This is a genomic window from Paenibacillus sp. strain BS8-2, from assembly GCF_054483835.1.
In genome coordinates this window covers 4,658,383-4,677,802 of the sequence record NZ_CM137010.1, presented here as the reverse complement: position 1 = coordinate 4,677,802, position 19,420 = coordinate 4,658,383, and the positions used below count along the sequence as shown (strand labels likewise).

21 protein-coding genes and 1 pseudogene are annotated in these 19,420 nt (G+C 44.7%); 6 read left to right on the top strand and 16 right to left on the bottom strand.

What is annotated here, in order from left to right; genetic code table 11:
* Positions 1-88 precede the first annotated feature (88 nt).
* Positions 89-475, bottom strand: a complete 387-nt coding sequence (locus ACX1C1_RS20265) for a hypothetical protein (RefSeq protein WP_458953967.1) — start codon at positions 473-475, stop codon at positions 89-91.
* A 766-nt stretch (positions 476-1,241) separates the two neighbouring features.
* Positions 1,242-1,361: pseudogene (locus ACX1C1_RS20260) on the bottom strand (AraC family transcriptional regulator N-terminal domain-containing protein); the annotation flags it as partial.
* A gap of 131 nt (positions 1,362-1,492) precedes the next feature.
* Here ACX1C1_RS20260 and ACX1C1_RS20255 point away from each other — a divergent pair.
* Positions 1,493-2,317, top strand: a complete 825-nt coding sequence (locus ACX1C1_RS20255; RefSeq protein WP_458953966.1) for an aldo/keto reductase — start codon at positions 1,493-1,495, stop codon at positions 2,315-2,317.
* Positions 2,318-2,478: 161 nt separating this feature from the next.
* Here ACX1C1_RS20255 and ACX1C1_RS20250 read toward each other — a convergent pair whose 3' ends face one another.
* Complete coding sequence (locus ACX1C1_RS20250; RefSeq protein ID WP_458953965.1) at positions 2,479-3,822, bottom strand: FAD-binding oxidoreductase; 1,344 nt, start codon at positions 3,820-3,822, stop codon at positions 2,479-2,481.
* Between the two features lie 356 nt (positions 3,823-4,178).
* Between ACX1C1_RS20250 and ACX1C1_RS20245 the strand changes: the two genes are divergently transcribed.
* Genes ACX1C1_RS20245 through arsC form a run of 3 tightly spaced genes read left to right on the top strand, consistent with a single transcriptional unit; the run spans position 4,179 to position 6,254 of the window.
* A complete protein-coding gene (locus ACX1C1_RS20245; RefSeq protein ID WP_458953964.1) occupies positions 4,179-4,487 on the top strand; it encodes an ArsR/SmtB family transcription factor in 309 nt (102 codons plus the stop codon).
* Positions 4,488-4,500: 13 nt separating this feature from the next.
* Positions 4,501-5,793 carry an arsenic transporter gene (locus ACX1C1_RS20240; RefSeq protein WP_458957743.1) on the top strand — a complete coding sequence of 431 codons (1,293 nt, stop codon included), beginning with the start codon at positions 4,501-4,503 and terminating at the stop codon, positions 5,791-5,793.
* Between the two features lie 35 nt (positions 5,794-5,828).
* Positions 5,829-6,254, top strand: coding sequence for an arsenate reductase (thioredoxin) (arsC, locus tag ACX1C1_RS20235; RefSeq protein WP_458953963.1), 426 nt, complete (start codon positions 5,829-5,831; stop codon positions 6,252-6,254).
* 64 nt (positions 6,255-6,318) lie between these two features.
* Here the strand turns inward: arsC and ACX1C1_RS20230 are convergent, their stop codons facing one another.
* Both ACX1C1_RS20230 and ACX1C1_RS20225 read right to left on the bottom strand, forming a co-directional pair.
* Positions 6,319-6,903, bottom strand: a complete 585-nt coding sequence (locus ACX1C1_RS20230; RefSeq protein ID WP_458953962.1) for a tetratricopeptide repeat protein — start codon at positions 6,901-6,903, stop codon at positions 6,319-6,321.
* Positions 6,904-7,051: 148 nt separating this feature from the next.
* Positions 7,052-8,080, bottom strand: coding sequence for an ABC transporter substrate-binding protein (locus ACX1C1_RS20225; RefSeq protein ID WP_458953961.1), 1,029 nt, complete (start codon positions 8,078-8,080; stop codon positions 7,052-7,054).
* Between the two features lie 180 nt (positions 8,081-8,260).
* Here ACX1C1_RS20225 and ACX1C1_RS20220 point away from each other — a divergent pair, with 180 nt between their 5' ends.
* Positions 8,261-9,838 carry a helix-turn-helix domain-containing protein gene (locus ACX1C1_RS20220; RefSeq protein ID WP_458953960.1) on the top strand — a complete coding sequence of 526 codons (1,578 nt, stop codon included), beginning with the start codon at positions 8,261-8,263 and terminating at the stop codon, positions 9,836-9,838.
* 79 nt (positions 9,839-9,917) lie between these two features.
* Here ACX1C1_RS20220 and flgB read toward each other — a convergent pair whose 3' ends face one another.
* Positions 9,918-10,334 (bottom strand): flagellar basal body rod protein FlgB, encoded by a 417-nt coding sequence (gene flgB, locus ACX1C1_RS20215; RefSeq protein WP_458953959.1) that lies wholly within the window; start codon positions 10,332-10,334, stop codon positions 9,918-9,920.
* Positions 10,335-10,378: 44 nt separating this feature from the next.
* Here flgB and ACX1C1_RS20210 point away from each other — a divergent pair, with 44 nt between their 5' ends.
* On the top strand, positions 10,379-10,576 hold the full coding sequence (locus ACX1C1_RS20210) for a helix-turn-helix domain-containing protein (RefSeq protein WP_458953958.1): 198 nt from the start codon (positions 10,379-10,381) through the stop codon (positions 10,574-10,576).
* Positions 10,577-10,585: 9 nt separating this feature from the next.
* Here ACX1C1_RS20210 and ACX1C1_RS20205 read toward each other — a convergent pair whose 3' ends face one another.
* From ACX1C1_RS20205 to ACX1C1_RS20160, 10 genes are all read right to left on the bottom strand, one after another.
* Complete coding sequence (locus ACX1C1_RS20205; protein ID WP_458953957.1) at positions 10,586-12,175, bottom strand: DUF5050 domain-containing protein; 1,590 nt, start codon at positions 12,173-12,175, stop codon at positions 10,586-10,588.
* A gap of 109 nt (positions 12,176-12,284) precedes the next feature.
* Positions 12,285-13,265, bottom strand: coding sequence for an aldo/keto reductase (locus ACX1C1_RS20200; protein WP_458953956.1), 981 nt, complete (start codon positions 13,263-13,265; stop codon positions 12,285-12,287).
* A gap of 49 nt (positions 13,266-13,314) precedes the next feature.
* Positions 13,315-13,704 carry a MerR family transcriptional regulator gene (locus tag ACX1C1_RS20195; RefSeq protein WP_458953955.1) on the bottom strand — a complete coding sequence of 130 codons (390 nt, stop codon included), beginning with the start codon at positions 13,702-13,704 and terminating at the stop codon, positions 13,315-13,317.
* Between the two features lie 258 nt (positions 13,705-13,962).
* Positions 13,963-14,514, bottom strand: a complete 552-nt coding sequence (hxlB, locus tag ACX1C1_RS20190) for a 6-phospho-3-hexuloisomerase (protein ID WP_458953954.1) — start codon at positions 14,512-14,514, stop codon at positions 13,963-13,965.
* A gap of 5 nt (positions 14,515-14,519) precedes the next feature.
* Positions 14,520-15,152: a 3-hexulose-6-phosphate synthase gene (gene hxlA, locus ACX1C1_RS20185; RefSeq protein ID WP_458953953.1), complete on the bottom strand. Its 633-nt coding sequence runs from the start codon at positions 15,150-15,152 to the stop codon at positions 14,520-14,522.
* A 157-nt stretch (positions 15,153-15,309) separates the two neighbouring features.
* Positions 15,310-15,696, bottom strand: coding sequence for a winged helix-turn-helix transcriptional regulator (locus ACX1C1_RS20180; protein WP_458953952.1), 387 nt, complete (start codon positions 15,694-15,696; stop codon positions 15,310-15,312).
* A gap of 150 nt (positions 15,697-15,846) precedes the next feature.
* Positions 15,847-17,376: an alkyl hydroperoxide reductase subunit F gene (ahpF, locus tag ACX1C1_RS20175; protein ID WP_458953951.1), complete on the bottom strand. Its 1,530-nt coding sequence runs from the start codon at positions 17,374-17,376 to the stop codon at positions 15,847-15,849.
* A 14-nt stretch (positions 17,377-17,390) separates the two neighbouring features.
* On the bottom strand, positions 17,391-17,954 hold the full coding sequence (ahpC, locus tag ACX1C1_RS20170; protein ID WP_458953950.1) for an alkyl hydroperoxide reductase subunit C: 564 nt from the start codon (positions 17,952-17,954) through the stop codon (positions 17,391-17,393).
* Positions 17,955-18,152: 198 nt separating this feature from the next.
* A complete protein-coding gene (locus ACX1C1_RS20165) occupies positions 18,153-18,524 on the bottom strand; it encodes an iron chaperone (protein ID WP_458953949.1) in 372 nt (123 codons plus the stop codon).
* Between the two features lie 21 nt (positions 18,525-18,545).
* Positions 18,546-19,328, bottom strand: coding sequence for an EcsC family protein (locus ACX1C1_RS20160; protein ID WP_458957742.1), 783 nt, complete (start codon positions 19,326-19,328; stop codon positions 18,546-18,548).
* Positions 19,329-19,420: the final 92 nt, after the last annotated feature.

Below are 19,420 nucleotides of genomic sequence, written 5' to 3'. Positions count from 1 at the left end.
GTATCCCCTTTCAACACAGAATAGACGAGAGACAGGGAACGAATACTGTTTATCCTGTCTCTCATCATTTATTGTAATGGACTAAGTATTAAACGCTTAGGGAAGGCGTCCAACTACCATTCATGTAACTGACTGCATGATTAGATGACGCAGAAATGCCTGTAGAAGTAAAATAAGTAGTGGACACTGATGTTGACACAGAATACGAAGCATTTGAATTTGAATTTGATCTTGTTTCCGAAAAAGGTCCTGAACCAAATGAAGCAGTTAATGATACATGTACGTAGGCAACAGTATCATAAGAAGTATCTGCATACGCTGAAGAATCTCCCAAAGACAAATATGCAGATGCAGTATAACCTCCCAAAGAAAAACTATCACTGTCTGATGCAGCAAATGCAGACGGAGCAACGCACAAACACATCGTCATCATTGCGCCATAAAGTAAACACAGCTTCTTTCCAATTCTCTTCAAACAAACCATCTCCTATTCTCTGTTTTATTTGTATGAGTAGTATTTAAGACAATGATTCTACCCATCAGGATATAGGTATACCCAACACATCCTTACACATAAATCCAATTTATCATAAATTTATATTGTTTATATGATGTATAACAATGAAAATGGTGATGTATTGGATCAATTGAATTTCAATGAATGATAAATCGACAGTTTTCTACCCTGCTTAAGAACTTCTTGATTAAGCTTGAAATCCTAAATAAGTTCATTTTTGAACCTGAATTACGAAAGTAGAGCCTTGAAGAAAATATAAAAAAGTGCCCCGACCTTTGGTAGAATGGTGTTTGCGAAGACAACATCACCCAAAGAGAGGAGCACCCATAAGGTGAAGTCTACCACAAAAATCGCGAACTTGAAAACGGAATTTTCTATGAGAAATGCTACAAATTTTGCAGGCAGCAAGGTGATCCTGGCTTTTCTCGAATCCATTGGATTAATCCATGGCTTGCAGACCTTGGGCCTTCCAAAAGCATCCAACGCTTTATTCCCTACCCATCGCGTCCTTCAGTATCTGATAATAGGCTGGTTGCTCGGATGCGAACGTCTCTTTCATTTTAAATCGCTGCAGCAGGATGCTCTTATTCGTCATGCACTTGGCGGCCGCTTGCCTCATCATACGTTATTGAACAAGATTGTTTTTACTCATCTAGGCCGTGGAAACGAAAAAGCTATGCTCCTATCAACACCTATACTGCTGCAATTATTGTTACGCAAACCATCGTTGCCCTTGCAGAAGTCTGTAAATGATTTCTTTCTTATGAATTGGCGCAAGATAAGGAATATCTTGAGGAGAGTCGAGCAATCGCACCAAACGAAGGACAGCATCCAGTATTGATGATTCGATCTGACCAATAACCAGCCTTAATAAGAGGATTAGGCAATCATTTAAGACGAATTGAATATCCGTAGTTTTGCCAGAGCGCGTATAATAGTATTACACAGAAAATATACAAAACTGGAGGATCGAACATGCAAACAATAAAATTGAATAATGGTGTAGAAATGCCGATTCTAGGCTTTGGTGTATTTCAAATGGCTGATCAAAATGAATGTGAGCAAAGCGTATACAATGCCCTTTCGGCAGGGTATCGGAGTATCGATACAGCTGCTTCCTATAAGAATGAAGAAGCAGTAGGTAAAGCGATCAAACGCAGCAGTGTGGCAAGGGAAGATTTATTTATTACGACAAAGCTTTGGGTAGAGGATACCGGTTACGAGCGCACCAAAAAAGCATTTGAAAAATCATTAAAAAAATTGCAATTGGATTATTTAGATTTGTACTTAATTCACCAACCATACGGTGATGTATATGGATCCTGGCGCGCCATGGAGGAATTGTATCGTGAAAGGAAAATCCGTGCAATCGGAGTTAGTAACTTCCATGAAGATCGTTTGATCGATTTAATTATTCATAATGAAGTCGTTCCAGCGGTAAATCAGGTTGAAACTCACCCTTTCAATCAGCAAATCGAAAATTCCAAATTCATGAAAGAAAATAATGTACAGATCGAATCTTGGGCTCCTTTTGCTGAAGGGAAAAATAACTTGTTCTTAAATGAGCTATTGATTTCCATCGCCGAAAAATACGACAAGTCCGTTGCTCAAGTGGTTTTGCGTTGGTTAACACAAAGAGAAATCGTTGTGATTCCAAAATCGGTTCGTAAAGATAGAATAGTTGAAAACTTTAACATCTTTGATTTTGAGTTAAGCCAACAGGACATGGAGTCAATTGCCGCATTAGATACAAAACAAAGCCTTTTCTTTTCTCATCGCGATCCGGAAATGGTGAAATGACTAGGTACACGAAAACTCGAAAGCTAATTTTTCGGCCTCGCTTGAAAGCCGTGAACAATTGATTGCTGGGGGCGGATGCATGACATCCCCCCCCTTTTCTTTTTACACCTGACTTTAATATTTAAAATACGATCCATAATTATATCCTGATCGCTTAGATATCATTTTGCCGGCGGGATACTTTGAGGGTTGTTAAACACATTTGATGGATCGTACTTTGCTTTAACTCTACGCAGCCGTGGATAGTTTTTGCCATAATATACAGGCCCAGAATGTTTAATGCCTTGGTCTGGAACATTAATATAGGAACCTACGATATATGGCTGCAGCTTCTTCCTGGTGTTCCTGGTTAATGCAATATTTCTGGCAGCATGAGATGGCTTAACCCATGAACTATTCCACTCTACATAATATTGAGGTTTACGCCAATAGAATGCAGTGGCCTCAGGTGCTATCCGTCTAATAGCTCCTCCCCAGTTTAGGAAGAAGAAACCTGCAGGTGTACCTTCCTCAACGTTCTCCAAAAACTCGCGCATAGGCTTAAATGCTTTGTCTGGGAATGGACGGTTACCGAAGCCGCTAGAGAACTGATTGCTGAATTTCTGCGTAAGAACCGGATCCGGAGCCAACATATATTTCGTAGCTTCCAAGTAAGGAAGATATTTAATCTCTTTCGTAGGCGTCCCGACACTCGTTATAGGCTCAAGGTAGCGGAGCGCTTCCTTTTTTGAACCGAGGTATATGCCCAGCATACTGACGTTGCCGCCTTTTTTGGGGCCAACCGATAATTCACTGCCGAGCTTGGTGCTCGTGAATGGTGCCCAACGCTGCCAAGCCTTGACGATCTCTTCAAATTGGTTCCAAGGCCATGTGATCGTGAAAACGGTAGCTTTAACAGGCGCGCGCCTTACTTTGAATTTGTATGTGGTGTAAATGCCGAAGTTCCCACCGCCGCCGCCGCGAGATGCCCAGAGTAAATCGGCGTGACACTTTTTGCTCGCTTTCAGAATTTTTCCTGTGGCATCAACCATCTCGAGTCCGATTAGATTATCACTGATCAACCCCGTCGTACGTTGAAGTGGTCCAATCCCACCGCCAGGTGTGATCCCCCCTATTCCGACTGAAGGACTGTCGCCAAATGGAGCCATATAACCCTGGCGAGCAAGCGCATCAACAATCTCTCCTACACGGTTACCGGTGCCAACAACAGCAGTGCCACTCTTTTTGTTTAATTTAATGGTCTTTAGATCGCTTACATCAATAATTATCCCGCCATTGACCTGTGATAGATTTGTTTCCAAGGCGTGTCGTCCGCTTCTCGGCCGAATAGGAACATTGTTTTCACGAGCCCATTTTATTGCATTTGCGACATCCTTCGTTCTTTGAGCAAATACAAATACTTTGGGAAATCGGTCCGTATGCGGATCCCAATTTTTTCGTGCTGCCTCATAACCTGGATCTCCCTTAAATATCACTCGCCCAGTAAGCTTCGTTTTTGTTTTCACATATCCAGCTCCCTATTAAAGAATGTAGTTCTACTAAAACCGTTTAAGCAGATGCTATTTATCGTATGAATGTCTTAACAAACAGGTATAGGCAGTTGCTAATATCGACATTAAAAAAGCCGCAATTAAAAGATTGCGGCTTCTAGCCAAATAAATAATGTAATGGATGAACACGGAATCTATGTTTTCGATTACGGTCCAGATTTAATATAAGCTTTATTTTGCATCGCTAGACGTCAATCATTGTTAACATGCATTCAAATAAGTTATTGCTTATATTATCGTTTGATTATATAATCATTTGCGGATACAAAGACGTTTAGGTAATCATTTCGTTACTAGAAGGAGGAAAGAATTTGCAATCAATTGAGGAAATGTCCGGTGAATTGAAGCTTCTCTCCGATAAAACCAGATTGACAATTATGGCGCTTTTGCGCCACCGAGAGATGTGCGTCTGTGATATCGTAGAAATTTTAGAAACCACCCAGCCCAACATTAGCCAACATCTAAAAAAACTAAGAATGGGTGGTCTCATTAACGAGGAGCGCCGTAGTCAATGGATCTACTATTCATTGGACTTACAAGACAAAGACTATTTGAAGCAACTACTCGATCAGCTTCCATCCATGCAAGAGAAAATCAGTGCAGTTAAAGGCTGTACGTAAACCTGGAGGCATCATGCTGGCACTTGCATCAATTGTATTTTTAGTAACGCTAGTGTTCGTCATTTGGCAACCGAAGGGGCTTAATATCGGCTGGTCCGCTTGTGGCGGTGCAATAATCGCCTTAATCTTTGGAGTCGTTAATTTTCACGATGTGTGGGATGTAACCCAAATCGTTTGGAACGCTACCCTTGCGTTCGTTGCGGTTATTCTAATCTCACTCATTCTTGATGAGATTGGTTTCTTTGAATGGGCAGCGCTACATATGGCTAGATCCGCCAAAGGAAACGGTCATTTGATGTTCGTATACGTCATTTTATTAGGTGCAGCAGTTGCAGCTTTTTTTGCAAATGACGGTGCTGCTCTTATCTTAACGCCTATCGTACTAGCTATGGTTCGGGCGTTGAAATTTGATGAACGTATGATTCTTCCATTTATTATGGCGAGTGGATTTATATCCGATACGGCCTCCCTTCCGCTTGTTGTAAGCAACTTGGTGAATATCGTGTCATCAGACTTTTTCGGAATAGGATTCGCCGAATACGCGAGCCGAATGATTGTTCCAACGATCTTCTCAGTTGCCGCAAGCTTACTTGTGCTCTTTCTCTTCTACCGCAAAAGCATACCCAAGCAATACGACCTGACACAATTGAAGAAGCCGGTTGAAGCGATTAAAGATATGCGGTTATTTAAAATCTCCTGGATTATCCTTGTCGTTCTTCTAATCGCCTATTTGGCAAGTGAATTTATCAACGTACCGGTGTCAATTATTGCTGGTATGGCAGCGATTATCTTTTTGTTGCTTGCCGGTCGGAGCCCGGAGATCCATACCTGGAAGCTTGTAAAAGGGGCGCCATGGGCTGTTGTCACCTTTTCTATTGGCATGTACGTCGTTGTTTATGGACTTAAGAATGTTGGGCTTACGGATGATCTTGGAGAAATCTTTAAATGGATCGGTAATCAAGGTTTATTTGTAGCCACAGTAGGTTCAGGTTTTCTTGCGGCTATTCTCTCTTCGATTATGAATAACATGCCGACCGTTATGATCAATGCGCTTGCTATTAATAATTCGAACTCTACGGGAATTATTCACGAAGCTTTCGTATATGCCAATATAATCGGATCTGATTTAGGCCCCAAAATCACCCCTATCGGTTCACTTGCTACTTTACTTTGGCTGCATGTGTTATCCGCTAAGGGCGTCAAGATTTCCTGGGCTGCTTACTTTAAAACGGGCATTATTCTAACGGTTCCCGTCTTGTTTATTACCTTATGCGGGCTTTATTTATGGCTAAAGGTTGTAAGTTGAGGATTATAAAATTACATTTCAAAGGAGCTTCTAGAATGTATAACAAACCACTAGTTTATTTTCTTTGCACAGGGAATTCATGCCGCAGCCAAATCGCTGATGGCTTCTTGAACGCAATCGGAGGAGATAAGTACGAAGTGAAAAGTGCGGGGCTTGAGGCACATGGTTTGAATCCTAGAGCCGTTCAAGTCATGAAAGAAGTCGGAGTGGATATTAGTGGTAACAGCTCTGATGTTATTAATTCTGATATCTCTAATCGCGCTACTTTTGTAATTACCCTTTGTGGACATGCAGATGAGCACTGCCCTGTCATTATGAATCCTGATGTTATCAAGTGGCACTGGGGGTTTGATGATCCAGCCAAAGCGACAGGCACAGAAGAAGAAATCATGGAACAATTCCGTACGGTCAGAGATTCTATTATAGCCCGAATTGAGCAATTCGTTAGAGAGCAAGGATAAGAATTAGTTCTCCCTTCATGATGGGAAATTTTGTTTATATCTCAACACGAAAGCGAGAGTGGAATTATTCCAGCGCATCTAATCTACGCGTCCAATGATGCAACCTAACAGAATCTCTGGTCAGCTCTTTTTGTTTTAGTACCGCTGTTTGTTTCAATCCTTTGATTACTTTGTCGTAAGGCCGTTGTTGCAAGGCAAGATTAAAGGATTGAATCGCGTCTTGGTAACGTCCGTCCTCGAGATGTTGTTTGCCTGATGATAGCCGGAAATCGAAGGTAACTTGGGCCAAGGTCAGCTTGGTTTCGACGATGAGCGGTCTGACGTCGAAATTGCCTTCATGTTTCGCCAGGATATCACTTAATGTAGAGATCGCAAGCTCGTAACGTTTGCCCTGGTATGCTTGTTTTCCTGCATCTAGAGTCTCCTGTACTTCTCCTTCAAGCTTCAGCTTATCAATCTCTAATAGTTTCTTTTCCGCTTCTCGATCTGGAGGGCCCGCTTCAAGTGCTGTGGAGTATGCTCTTGCTGCTTCTTCATAATTCCGTTCAGATAAGGCTTGCTCTCCAGCGGCCATTTGGACCTGGTATTCTTTGGATACACATCCTGTTAATAAGAAACAAATTGCAACGATAAGGATTCTGGCTTTCATGATGGATATTTCCTTCCCCTGTCATGTCTTTTTTCCATCATACAACAGTTTCAATACTTTCGTCGTATTATTTACATATTAATACATAGCAAAATGCGATACAGGTGTCATCCCTGCATCGCATTTGTTCTTTATGGTCTATTCCTTATCATTTGGCAAAGATTTCGATCGCTTCACGGATGATGACTTCTCCAGCCAACGGTCCGCGGTAAAAGGCCCATTGCTCCATGCCAACCGTGTGGGAGTTTCCAGCTTTTACAACCTCCAAATTGCCGAATACCGGATACTCTTCGGGCTTTACATCCGCCGTGTATTGCGGGCTTTGCAGGAGTACATAGGCATTTGGCGTCATATCCCTAAGCGCTTCTACACTCAATTCTTCGTAAGGCTTGCCATCAGCTTCATGTGACAGTTTAAAGCCCAACCCATGCAAAATCGCTCCTGTATAGGAGTCTGCCGTATATACACGGACCTTGGACTGTGGATACAAGGTGACCGCCGCAACAACTTCAATGCCGTTACCTGCCAATTTCTCTTTTCCATCTTGCAGCTTTTGCTCAAAACCCGCAACAACTGTAGCTGCTTTGTCTTCTTGTTGAATCACTTGACCCATCTTCGCGATAATCGTTTTCCAATCATCAGCGCCTGATCCGGTTACAACCAGTGTCGGCGCGATTTTCTCCAGTGCTTCGTAGCTATTCTGATGACGCGACAGGTCGGCTATGATCAAATCCGGTTCCAAGGCAGTCATCAATTCCAGATTCGGTTCGCTGCGGGCGCCTACCCAGTTCAGCTCGAAGTTTACATGCTCTTCCAGGTATGGTGGCAGCTCTTGCTTGCCTGCGCTTTCTTCGGCAACACCAATCGGCTCGATGCCAAGAGCTAGCGCAATATCAAGCAGATACGTATCCAGTACGATTATTTTCTTGGGCACTTCGCTAAATTCGATGGAACCAAGCTCATGCTCCACGGTCCAAGTTGATGCTGGCTGTTCTGCAGGTGTTGTGGTTGGTTGTGTGGTCTCCCCCGCCGTCGCAGATTGCTTCCCGGAATTTTGGTTGCTTTGATTGCCGTTTTGCCCCCCGCAGCCAGCGATGATCGTGATGGTCAAGGCCATCATTAAGATCCATGACAGCCTCTTTAATGGCTTCGGCAGTAGAGATGATGTTGCTTTCATTGGTGTAGCTCCCCCTGTTAAGTAGTTAAATTTGGCGAAAATGGTGAACAGTATCTCTTTTCATTGAAAATGAGAATTGTTATTATTGATGATAGCAATGGATTATTCGGATTTCCATAGCTTGAAATCTCCGATTCCATATCCGATTATCACATCTAAGCTTGAGGAGCTGCCAGGATTATGCCAAGTATGCGAGCTGCGCATCCTTTCTATACGTTGTCCTCCATTCGATATCTCACTCGTTCTGCTTGTTCTGGTTTAACCGAGTCTCGATTGCCCGTGCCTGCTCTGCTCTATGTAACCAAAGGCAGTGGACGGATTCATGTCGGCGACAGGAATTGGTCCGTAACGACGGATCAACTCCTCCACATCCCTGCCGGCGTGGCTTTCCATGTGGAGATCGACAATGAAGTCGTAGAATATTATCAATTGCTGGTGCGTGCGGCAATGGTGTCGTTTGGCCCAGCAGGTTATCAGGCTGTTGCCATTCGAAGTATTGCGGAGTTTCCGGAGGAGATCCCCGTGATCTTAGACGGTGGTCAGATATGGCGCAATCGATTGTCCGTCTTGTTGTCAGCTTATACGTTATCGAATGGCCGAGCTGACGATTGGGATATGGAGTTAATACAACTCGTGAAGGAGCTGTGCAATACCTGCATACCGGCGGAACAACCACAAGAAGCCGACGGAATTAGTCAAACGATGATATACATGGAACAACACTACGATTCGAAGATTACGCGGGACGCCTTGGCACGCATAGCCATGTTAACACCAGGCGCTTATTGCCGCAGCTTCAAAAAAACGACAGGCGTCACGCCAACCGATTACTTGCAGCAGGTTCGTATCGAGAAGGCGAAGCAACATTTGGCACTCGGATTAAGCCTCAAGGAAGCGGCTGCTGCTGTCAGTTATAAGAATGAATTTCATTTTAGCCGCGTATTCAAGAAGGTGACCGGCATCCCTCCGACGCTCTATATCAAGAGAGAGATGATTCGAGTCGCTATCGCTACGCGCTTCAACTGGCGAGACAACTTCGAGTCTATTGGATTCAAGCCCATTCTGGGCATAGACTGTTACCGGCACCCAGGTATGGACGAGTTTGAATATGAACGGAGAGTTCTGTTGCGTTTGAGTGAATTACGGGAAGCCAAGCCGGATCTCATTATCGCCGATTATTCGCATGAGCCGTTCCACGAGACGTTCAAAAAAATTGCACCTACGATTATTATTCCGCACAGCTTTGACTGGAGAGACACCCAGATGCAATTAGCGGAGTTAGTTGGTCGTGAGCAGGAAGCGGCTTACAGCATACAGCTCTCCGAGCAGATAGCTGCAGAAACGGCTGTTCGTCTTCGCAAGCTAGCTGCTGGCCAAAACATCGCCATGCTTCAGGTCATGTCGGATCATATTATCCTGCAAGGCACTGTTCGTCACCCGCTTAATGAGCTGTTGCATAGGGAGCTTCAACTGCAAGCCGATCCGGCTGTTCCGCGCGACCTATTGCGACTGCAAGCGACTGCTCAGGATATTCCCGAGCTCAAGGCTGATCATTTGTGGATCCGTCTTTACAACGAGCATGTCGATGTGCAACGTGTATACAACAATTTGCAAGCTCGCGATTTTTGGCCCATCATACCCGCGGTTGTGAATAATCAGGTTCGGCATGTTAGCAATTGGTTATTGATGAGCTGGACGCCGCAAGGGCGGCAAGCGATCATGAGTGAGATCGAACAATATTTTGCAAGAGCTTTGTAACGGAGATCGTAATGAGTCACAAGGAAAAACCGAGAGATAGAAGGCATCTGCCCTTCCGTCTCCCGGTTTTGAAAGAAAGCTATTTCAGATTACTCAACATGTTCTTGTACTTGGTGTAGTGCCCACTAACACGTTCGATCATATAATTGTACATAAGCTGGTTCTTCGCCAAGCTAGCCATCTCCTTGTCGATGTCGACGTTATTCCGGTTGTTGAACATGGTCGTATGTTCTTGTTCTACAACCCTGTAAGGAATCACGCCTGATCCCGAAGGCTGCTGCAAATGTCTTTTGTCCGTACGGTTCAGCTCCAATTGATCACCGTTACCCGCGTTAATCATCTTCTCCAGCTCTTCCTCAAAGACAACGTTTTTTACCTTGTAGCCCGGTGTTTCGGCATTCGCGATATTTTGCGTAATCATTTTGTGTTGCAATTCCAAGATGTGGAGCAAGGATTCGTTGCGGATCGAATTGTTGGATTGGATTATTCTAATCACCTCAATGAATGCTTACAAAATTTGCACAACATTAGTAATTACGCATGAGCGGGACAAGCGTTTCACCTTTTTTTACTACAATTATGACCTATCAAAGGAAACTCGCCTATTCGAAGCCTTGCACTTCCGTATTGGGGCGGATTGCCGAGGCAACCGGTTTCGGCTCTTTTTCTTATTTTGTCAAATGTTTCGTCAGATTGACAGGAATGACGCCGAATGCCTATCGGAAGCAGTTCAGGTAAAAGTTTTGTTTAACGAATGAATTTGATCGATGAATCTCTGGAGGATTGAAGCAACACTCCTTCGTCGGATTTAAGCACGCGAGAAATCGGCTCTGCCACTTCCAGCAATTTGCTCCCCGATTCATCCACGAATATAATGCCGTAGTTACTGCTAGGCTGGCATACTAGGCGGTTGTTGATTACTTGTACATGAGCGACCGGTGTCGATAATACAAGCGTATCTTTCCCATTTGGATTAACCTTGTAAAGCTCGAATTTGTTGGCTGCTACCTTAGTTGTGTAGAATAGGTTGCCATCAATATGATCAGTCCATGATATTTGATGTTCGGACAGCTTTATTTCATTTTTCCCGTCTAGCGTGGACGAGTACAAGATGTTGTTTTCGTCTTTCACATAATAAAGTGTATGGCCGATTATCTTAAACCAACTGACACTCTCACCGATAATCTCTACACTTTTATTCGTTTTCAGATTCAATTTGTAAATGTTATTGAGATCCTCGTAACCGTGTGATGCCATTACGTATACTTCATCTCCGATGACAATCGTAGAGGGATCAGGACTACGAGACTCTCCTACATTAATCTTGACATGTACACCATAACTCACGTCTGCATCCCCTAAGCGTTTGCTATTATTGTCCTTCCCCGGGGGTGTGATGTACATATTCCCGCCCTCGAATGCTGAAGCGCCTTGATGAATGATTACCGTGCCGTAAGGTGTTTCACGGAAGTCCTTTTCTGATCCTGAAAGGTTCACCAAGTTTGCCTTCCCGTCTTCGCCGATTTTGACGAAATAGTCGCTCCCCATTACGCCTCCGCCGAGTCGATAGGTAAACCACAACGAATTCTCACGATGTTCAAAGGAAAAAGGTCCAATGAGATCAGAGTCGGTCCGGCTATCCGGGTGATGATAAGAATAAATCTTAACCTTTTCGGAAGGTTTATTCGCTGGAGCACGGTATATATGGTTTACTGTTAATGTCTTCTCCACGAAGTAATAATAACCCTTGAAGAGGGTAACATCATTCTCTAGAGCAAATGCCGGAAGATTCACATTCTGCACCCGTGAATTATGTGACGCGATACTTAGTCCATTGACAGCATTCCACTTATATTCCCAACCGAATTCGTCATGTGCGAACCGCCATGTTAGAGGGAAATATGTAACATTACGGAAGGATAACAACGGATATGTTTCATTTGCGTTATGAATGGCTTTGCCATTGACCGTGACAGCCGATTTGGCAATTTGTGCTGTATACGATGCTGCATTACGGCTTCCGGACTTTTCGGCAACATACGAAGAAGTCACCTCTCTTTGTTGAATACTTAAGCCGGCTGCCGGTGACCAAATGGCCTCTAATCCAAGCAACCTAGTGTCGTACCAAGTCATCGGAATATAGGTGATATTACGATAAACCAGAAGCGGGTATTGCCGATATTGATTTTCTACCGTATGACCATTAAGTGTCACTTTAAATGTGGGAAGCGTAACCTTAACATCAGATGTTGAAGCATGGATTTGGCCCACAGGTATTAACACACTAGCAAATACAGATAATGCGAACAAACATAAAATCCAAGTTTTTCTCATCATTAGATAATCTCCCTCCTTCTCTTGTATTAAACGTGGGATTATATGAAAAAGTTGTAAAAAACAAAAAAACCGCGATATTCGCGGTTTGATCGTCTATAGTTTCCTTAAGTTATTGCGGTCCCACTACGCGATGTGGAACATACAGCTCCTCAAGCGATTTAATTTCTTCCGGCGTAAGACGTATCGTAAGCGACCCCATCGCTTCTTCAAGTTGTGCGATGCTCGTCACTCCAATAATAGGCGCTGCGACAGGCTCCTTCTGGAGCAACCAAGCAAGTGCGATGTGAACACGCGGTACGCCGCGGTTTGCTGATATTTCGGTTACACGATCAGCTATGATGCGGTCGATCTCTACCGTTGCTCCGTATTTCATTTGCTGCGCTTGATCGGTTTGAGTACGATAGGTGGTTTCGGACCACTCACGCGCCAAGCGGCCAGCTGCGAGCGGACTATAAGGAATGACGCCGATTTTCTCCTCTTTGCAAAGCGGCATCATTTCTCTCTCTTCTTCGCGATAGATAAGGTTAAGATGATTCTGCATCGCTACAAAGCGGGTCCATCCATGCTGCTCCGCTACATGCAGCGCCTTCTGGAACTGCCAGGCATACATGGCAGACGCGCCAATATATCTTGCTTTCCCAGCTTTCACGACATCATGCAAAGCTTCCATCGTTTCTTCGATTGGCGTATTGTAATCCCAGCGATGGATTTGGTACAAGTCAACGTAGTCTGTACCTAAACGCTGTAAGCTTTGATCGATTTGACTCATAATGGCTTTGCGCGAAAGTCCTGCGCCGTTAGGTCCCTCATGCATGCGGAAATGAACTTTTGTTGCAATAACGACTTCATCACGGTTTGCGTAATCCTTGAGTGCTCGTCCGACAATTTCTTCACTTGAACCAACCGAATAAATGTTAGCCGTATCAAAGAAATTAATACCCAGATCCAGCGCTCTCTTGATGATGGGACGACTGTTTTCTTCATTCAGCACCCATGGATGCGTCCACCGTTCGGCAACACCAAAGCTCATACACCCAAGACAAAGACGAGAAACATCCAATCCTGTATTCCCCAATTTTACATATTCCATGTTCGTCCCTACTTTCTATTAATAGCATGCATAACGTATAGATGCTTGTCTAAGTCATACTCAGCGTTTTCTCTTTGGTAACAATTGTCTGTTCGTACCTATTTATTTTATTTTCCAAACGGTTCAATGTATTCGCCATCTCTTTAATTCTAACACTCAGTATATCGCGTTGCTCAATAAGCAGCTCTTTTCTTGCTTCAAGCGTTTCATTGCCTTGTTGGAAGAGACTCACGTACTCCATCAGAGTCTCTACAGGAAGACCGGCATTCTGCCGCATACAGATGATAAAATCGACCCATTTGCAATCTTCTTCCGTATAATGTCTGAAACCGCTCTTGTTGCGGTTCACGCGGGGAATCAGCCCGATACGTTCATAATAGCGAAGTGTGTCCTGTGAAACCTTAAATTTTTCGCTTACTTCAGCTATTGTCATTGTCATTTTGTTCACCTCGCATTTATTTGGTTGAGGCGTCAATGACGATGCGATACCTCACATTAACCTTAATAGAATTGTACTACTTGGAGTTAACTCCAAGTCAATAGTCTGGCTAATATAAATCCATTCTAGCCGTTAGAACGAGCAAAAAATAGGAGTCACCACGATTGTAACTCCTACGCGGCTCTCTTTGGATAACTCCAATAGAACACGGTATCCTTTCCCACTTGGGAACAGATACCGTGTTCATATTCGGGATTACTATTCTAGATTCGCATGATTGCTGTACATCGCTGTGCCTTGAAGCTTCTTGCTCTCCATCAGGTCGAGCACGATCGCATCCAACAGTAGTAGAAGGCATTGTTCAAACAACGTGCCCATGGGCTGACTCGAGCTGCCAGACGCGCTGTCTTTTGTCACAGCTGGAATTTGCACGATGGAATCAGCCAGCCGACCTAAGGTTGATTCCGGCACAATGGTTACAACGCCCACGGCAGCCCCGATGCTTTGGGCTTTAGCAGCCATGCTTACCAAGGTTTTGGTTTCCCCGGAGCCTGAACCGATCAGAAGCAGATCTTCTTCGGAGATGCCTGGTGTAATCGTCTCGCCAACAACATAAGCGCGGAATCCCATATGCATGAGTCGCATGGCGAATGCCCGCATCATCAGCCCCGATCGTCCGGCACCGGCTACAAAGATCTTGTCCGCTTCCGTTATCTGCTTGGTAAGCGCATCGACTTCGACCGAGCGGACCGCTTGAAGCGTTTGTTCAAGCTCCTGGAGGATAGACGATGAAAATGTCAGCATACTCATTCGTGTTAACCTTGTTTAATCATCTGTTGCATTTGAGCTGCGACAGCCTGCTTGTCTTCTACACCCGTAATGCCGCCTCCAACAATGACCAGATCAGGCTGTGCGCTGATGACTTCAGGCAGTGTTTGAAGCTTGATGCCGCCGGCTATTGCTGTTTTCGCCTGTTTGACCACACGTTTGATCGTTGCCAGGTCCTCGAAAGAGTTTTTCCCAGCTGCCTGATGGTCATAACCGGAATGAACACAGATATAGTCTACGCCAAGTTCGTCAATCTCTGCCGCACGGGTTGCAATATCTTTGACATTAATCATGTCGACCATAATCTTTTTGTTTTGCTTGCGCGCCTCGTCAACGGCTCCTTTTATCGTGGAGTCGTCGGATACACCAAGAACAGTAATAATATCCGCACCGGCTTCGGAAGCTTTCATAACTTCATAACCGCCTGCATCCATAATTTTCAGATCGGCCAATACTTTCAGCGTCGGGAATTCGTTTTTTATTTCTTTGACTGCGCGCAGTCCTTCGTTAATGACTACAGGAGTACCGATCTCGATTATATCGATATAAGGGGCAACCTCTTTTACAAGTTCTTTTGCCTCTGAGATGTTCACAAGGTCTAGCGCCAATTGCAGTTCCATAGGTTGAATCTCTCCTTTTTAAATAGTGGGTCTAAAGCTCGATGACTTCATCATAGGGTGATACTGACATTTAGGGAAGTACGCACTTTCAAGTAAGTCCGTATCCTGCAGGAAACTGTGGTTGCGCAAAAAAGCAGACTCCATGCGGAGTCTGCCGTTATTCTAGCGTTCGATCTGGATTCGAATCCGTGTTTCTCCCAAGCACCTCTTCGCCATAATGTTTGCCCCAGTTGTACATAAGCTTCAAGATCGGGACCAGGCTTTCCCCATGTAGTGTCAGCTTATATTCGACCTTTGGCGGAACGACCGGATAGACGGTCCTTTCGACAAGCTGATCTTCTTCCAGCTCGCGGAGCTGGTTTGTCAGAATCTTTTGCGTAATATGGGGAATGAGCTTTTGAAGCTCGCTGAACCGTTTTGTACCGTCGATACCCAGATGCCAGAGGATAATAAGTTTCCACTTTCCTCCTATTAATGCAAGGGTCAGTTCTTTCTCACAGTTGATAGGATCGATTTCAATTCGGGAACGTATATCTTTCGCCAAAGTTAAGCACCTCCACTTTGTTTTCCATATCGTTAAAGATTACAAGATTATGGAGAGCATGTCTAGGAAGATACTTCTGATCCGGCGCATCAAGCAATGAACGAACCCAAAGAAGCCACCGTTCTCCGGTGGCTTCTTCTACGATTATACTTAATTCCGAATGAGGTAATCAAACGCGCCGAGAGCAGCTGTCGCGCCGGAACCCATCGAAATAATAATTTGTTTGAATGGACTGTTCGTGCAGTCACCTGCTGCGAACACGCCAGGAATGCTGGTTGCGCCGTGGTGATCGACGATAATCTCGCCAGAAGATGTGAGCTCAAGCGTGCCGCGCAGCCATTCGGTGTTTGGTACAAGACCAATCTGCACGAATATGCCTTCCAGCTCAACATGCTTCACTTCTCCGGATTCGAGATCCGTGTAGGAAACACCGTTCACCTTGTCGGTACCGGTAATCTCCTTCGTTTGCGCGTTCGTCAAGACCGTCACATTAGGCAGGCTGTATAAGCGGTCTTGCAGGACAGAGTCCGCTTTCAGCTCCGCATTATATTCTAGCACCGTCACATGTTTCGTAATACCCGCGAGATCGATTGCAGCTTCTACGCCGGAATTGCCTCCGCCGATTACCGCAACCCGTTTGCCTGCGAATAACGGACCATCACAGTGAGGGCAATATGCAACGCCTTTATTCTTGTATTCTGCTTCACCAGGAACACCGACATTGCGATAACGAGCACCTGTCGATAGGATAACGGTTTTGCTCCTCAGCACGGCGCCATTCTCGAGCTCAACTTCGATTAGATCCTTTTTCTCCAGGCGAGTAGCGCGTTGGAGCTTCATGATATCGACGTTATACTCTTTGACATGTTCTTCCAAGCTTGCAGCGAGTTTCGTACCCTCGGTATACTTCATGCCGATAAAATTCTCAATCCCGACCGTGTCCATGACTTGACCGCCGAATCGCTCCGCTACTATGCCTGTACGAATGCCTTTGCGCGCCGCATAGATCGCGGAACTTGCTCCAGCCGGACCTCCGCCAATGACGAGAACATCAAATGGTTCTTTGTTCGAAAATTCAGACGAATCCGGAGCTGCGACGATCTTGGATACGATCTCTTCGATCGTCATCCGACCGCTGCCGAAGAATTCACCGTTAAGGAATACAGACGGCACAGCCATGATGTCTTTGCTCTCAACTTCCTCCTTGAATACGCCACCGTCAATCATCGTGTGGGTAATACCGGAGTTAAGAACACTCATCAGGTTTAGCGCTTGAACGACATCGGGACAGTTGTGGCAGCTAAGACTAATATAGGATTCAAACACATAAGTGCCGTTGATGCCTTTAATTTGATCGATTACACTTTGATCTACCTTCGGAGCTCGACCGCTGACCTGGAGCAATGCCAAGACAAGCGATGTGAACTCATGCCCAAGAGGAAGACCTGCGAATACAACGCCTGAGTCCGCTCCGCCAGCCCGATTGACACTAAAGCTCGGCGTTCTCGCCAGCCCAGCTTGTTCAAGTGAAATTCGGGAAGACATGCCGGCTAGCTCTTCCAAGAAAGCCAGCATGTCCTTTGATGCGGAGTCAGAATCTGCGCTATATTTGATCAGCAGGTCACTCTCCAAAAGCTGAAGGTATTGGACTAATTGTTGCTTGATATCAGAATCCAACACCTGTCATGCCCTCCTTAGATCTTGCCAACAAGATCAAGGCTTGGCTTAAGTGTAGTCGAACCTTCTTGCCATTTTGCTGGGCAAACTTCGCCTGGATTATTGCGAACGTATTGAGCAGCTTTGATCTTGTTAACCAGTGCGCTAGCATCGCGGCCGATACCGCCAGCCGTAATTTCAACGGTTTGAATTACGCCGTCTGGATCGATGATGAAAGTACCGCGGTCAGCCATGCCGTCAGCTTCGATCAGAACGTCGAAGTTACGGGAAATCGTGTGCGTAGGGTCACCGATCATCAGGTACGTGATTTTGCCGATTGTCTCGGAGCTGTCATGCCAAGCTTTGTGTGTGAAGTGTGTGTCCGTCGATACGGAATATACTTCAACGCCGAGGTTTTTCAGCGTTTCATATTGGTCTTGTAGGTCACCCAGTTCTGTTGGGCAGACAAATGTGAAGTCAGCTGGGTAGAAGCATACTACGCTCCACTTGCCTTTGAAGCTTTCTTCAGAAACATCGATGAACTTGCCAGTTTGGTAAGCTGTTGCTTTAAACGGTTTTACTTCGGATCCAATCAGAGACATAGTTGGTTTCCTCCTGAGTTTTATGTTTTTTTAATTGAGATCAATTAGCAGTCAATAATTATTATTATGTACTGCTTGATATAAATAATATCATCTATCTTCACAACTTACATGAAGAAAAAATGAAATAATTATGACATCCTTCTAAACATACTTCATCTTAGTATTCCCTTTTGTGTTTCGGAATATGCTAAGCCGTTATTTGCGCCAAAAGGTCGTACAATCGGCTTTATCCTCGATATTAAACTGGATCAATTTCCTTAGCAGTTCATAATCCAATTCTTCCTTCCACGGGATCCGAATAAGCTCTTTGGTAGCATCATAGCCTGATTGTGCAATTTCTTCGGAGAACTGGCTCATCGTAATCTTCTCTGGAGCAACCGACATATGCTTTTGCGCTGCGCTAAATCCGATAATAAACGTTTCATGGTCGGTAAACATCGGCTGATTCCATGCCAACTTACATCTTAATGTCGGGAAGCTTTCCAAGATCCAAGCAAAAACCTCTTCTAATCGTTCCCGATGCGTAGTATTGTCGATTTTATCCAAGAATGGTGCAAATTCTTCCATGTGTATACCTCCATCTTCGTTCTATTTCATCGTTGCAGCGGCTATCCGTTCGTGAATTCTACGTTTTCGGTACATCATTTTGCCCGCTTCCGTTACATCTTGGAGCGTCGATCGATTTAAGAATGCCCCGAAAAGCATACCAGCGATTGGAATCATCTGAAACAGCTTTTTCCATCCGAAATTGTCTCGATAGGTCATCATAACCTCACGCCATCCCTGCAGCTGTGACATAACCTGCCCGCTTCTTTCCTTAGATTGAAAAGCGGCAAGCTCCTCTAATATCGCTTTTTTGCCAACGATGTCAGAGGATGAGAATTGCAAGCATTTGACGATAAAGATCCGCTCTGCTTTCTCATCCGGATCATATCCGTAACTAACGGCAATTTCCTGCAACGCTTTAAGCGATATACCTAATAATAACGGAATATCGATCGCAAGCGTGAAGATCCCGCCGATTCCCGTGGTCGCTCCTTGGACTGTGGCCGTATGACTGCTGGATAAAGCGATACGATCGGCAACTTCGTCCATTCGGGCAAGCGGCAAGCTGCTTATCTGACTCATTCCTGAGGCTGCGTCCCATTGTTCTTCCGGATAAAATTTACGATACATCTGTTCTTTGCTGATCAGATATCTTCCGCCATTCTGAAGGTAACTGCCGAGCTCGTCCAACGCTGTGCCAATTTTGTCCTGAACAAACTTAGGTGTAATCCTGTCCAATAACATAAAAGGCAAACGACCAAGCTTCTCCCAGAAGAAGATATCCTTCTGCTCCTTCTCCCATTGCTCGATCATCATTAATTCCATCTTTAAATAATCAACGGTCTCGTTACTTGTAGTCACGCTAGTTCACCTCATTTACAATCTGTCCGTTATTCATACTCTTTGATGATCGAGGA

What these genes read in the sequence shown, in the direction of transcription:
- ACX1C1_RS20165 (WP_458953949.1), bottom strand. Translation starts at nt 18,524, where the DNA reads ATGGAAGAATTTGCACCATTCTTGGATAAAATCGACAATACTACGCAT.
- ACX1C1_RS20205 (WP_458953957.1), bottom strand. Translation starts at nt 12,175, where the DNA reads ATGATGAGAAAAACTTGGATTTTATGTTTGTTCGCATTATCTGTATTT.
- ACX1C1_RS20160 (WP_458957742.1), bottom strand. Translation starts at nt 19,328, where the DNA reads ATGGAATTAATGATGATCGAGCAATGGGAGAAGGAGCAGAAGGATATC.
- hxlB (WP_458953954.1), bottom strand. Translation starts at nt 14,514, where the DNA reads ATGAGTATGCTGACATTTTCATCGTCTATCCTCCAGGAGCTTGAACAA.
- ACX1C1_RS20210 (WP_458953958.1), top strand. Translation starts at nt 10,379, where the DNA reads ATGAGCGGGACAAGCGTTTCACCTTTTTTTACTACAATTATGACCTAT.
- ACX1C1_RS20220 (WP_458953960.1), top strand. Translation starts at nt 8,261, where the DNA reads ATGCCAAGTATGCGAGCTGCGCATCCTTTCTATACGTTGTCCTCCATT.
- ACX1C1_RS20195 (WP_458953955.1), bottom strand. Translation starts at nt 13,704, where the DNA reads ATGACAATGACAATAGCTGAAGTAAGCGAAAAATTTAAGGTTTCACAG.
- ACX1C1_RS20240 (WP_458957743.1), top strand. Translation starts at nt 4,501, where the DNA reads ATGCTGGCACTTGCATCAATTGTATTTTTAGTAACGCTAGTGTTCGTC.
- ACX1C1_RS20230 (WP_458953962.1), bottom strand. Translation starts at nt 6,903, where the DNA reads ATGAAAGCCAGAATCCTTATCGTTGCAATTTGTTTCTTATTAACAGGA.
- ACX1C1_RS20200 (WP_458953956.1), bottom strand. Translation starts at nt 13,265, where the DNA reads ATGGAATATGTAAAATTGGGGAATACAGGATTGGATGTTTCTCGTCTT.
- ahpC (WP_458953950.1), bottom strand. Translation starts at nt 17,954, where the DNA reads ATGTCTCTGATTGGATCCGAAGTAAAACCGTTTAAAGCAACAGCTTAC.
- hxlA (WP_458953953.1), bottom strand. Translation starts at nt 15,152, where the DNA reads ATGGAACTGCAATTGGCGCTAGACCTTGTGAACATCTCAGAGGCAAAA.
- arsC (WP_458953963.1), top strand. Translation starts at nt 5,829, where the DNA reads ATGTATAACAAACCACTAGTTTATTTTCTTTGCACAGGGAATTCATGC.
- ACX1C1_RS20255 (WP_458953966.1), top strand. Translation starts at nt 1,493, where the DNA reads ATGCAAACAATAAAATTGAATAATGGTGTAGAAATGCCGATTCTAGGC.
- ACX1C1_RS20225 (WP_458953961.1), bottom strand. Translation starts at nt 8,080, where the DNA reads ATGAAAGCAACATCATCTCTACTGCCGAAGCCATTAAAGAGGCTGTCA.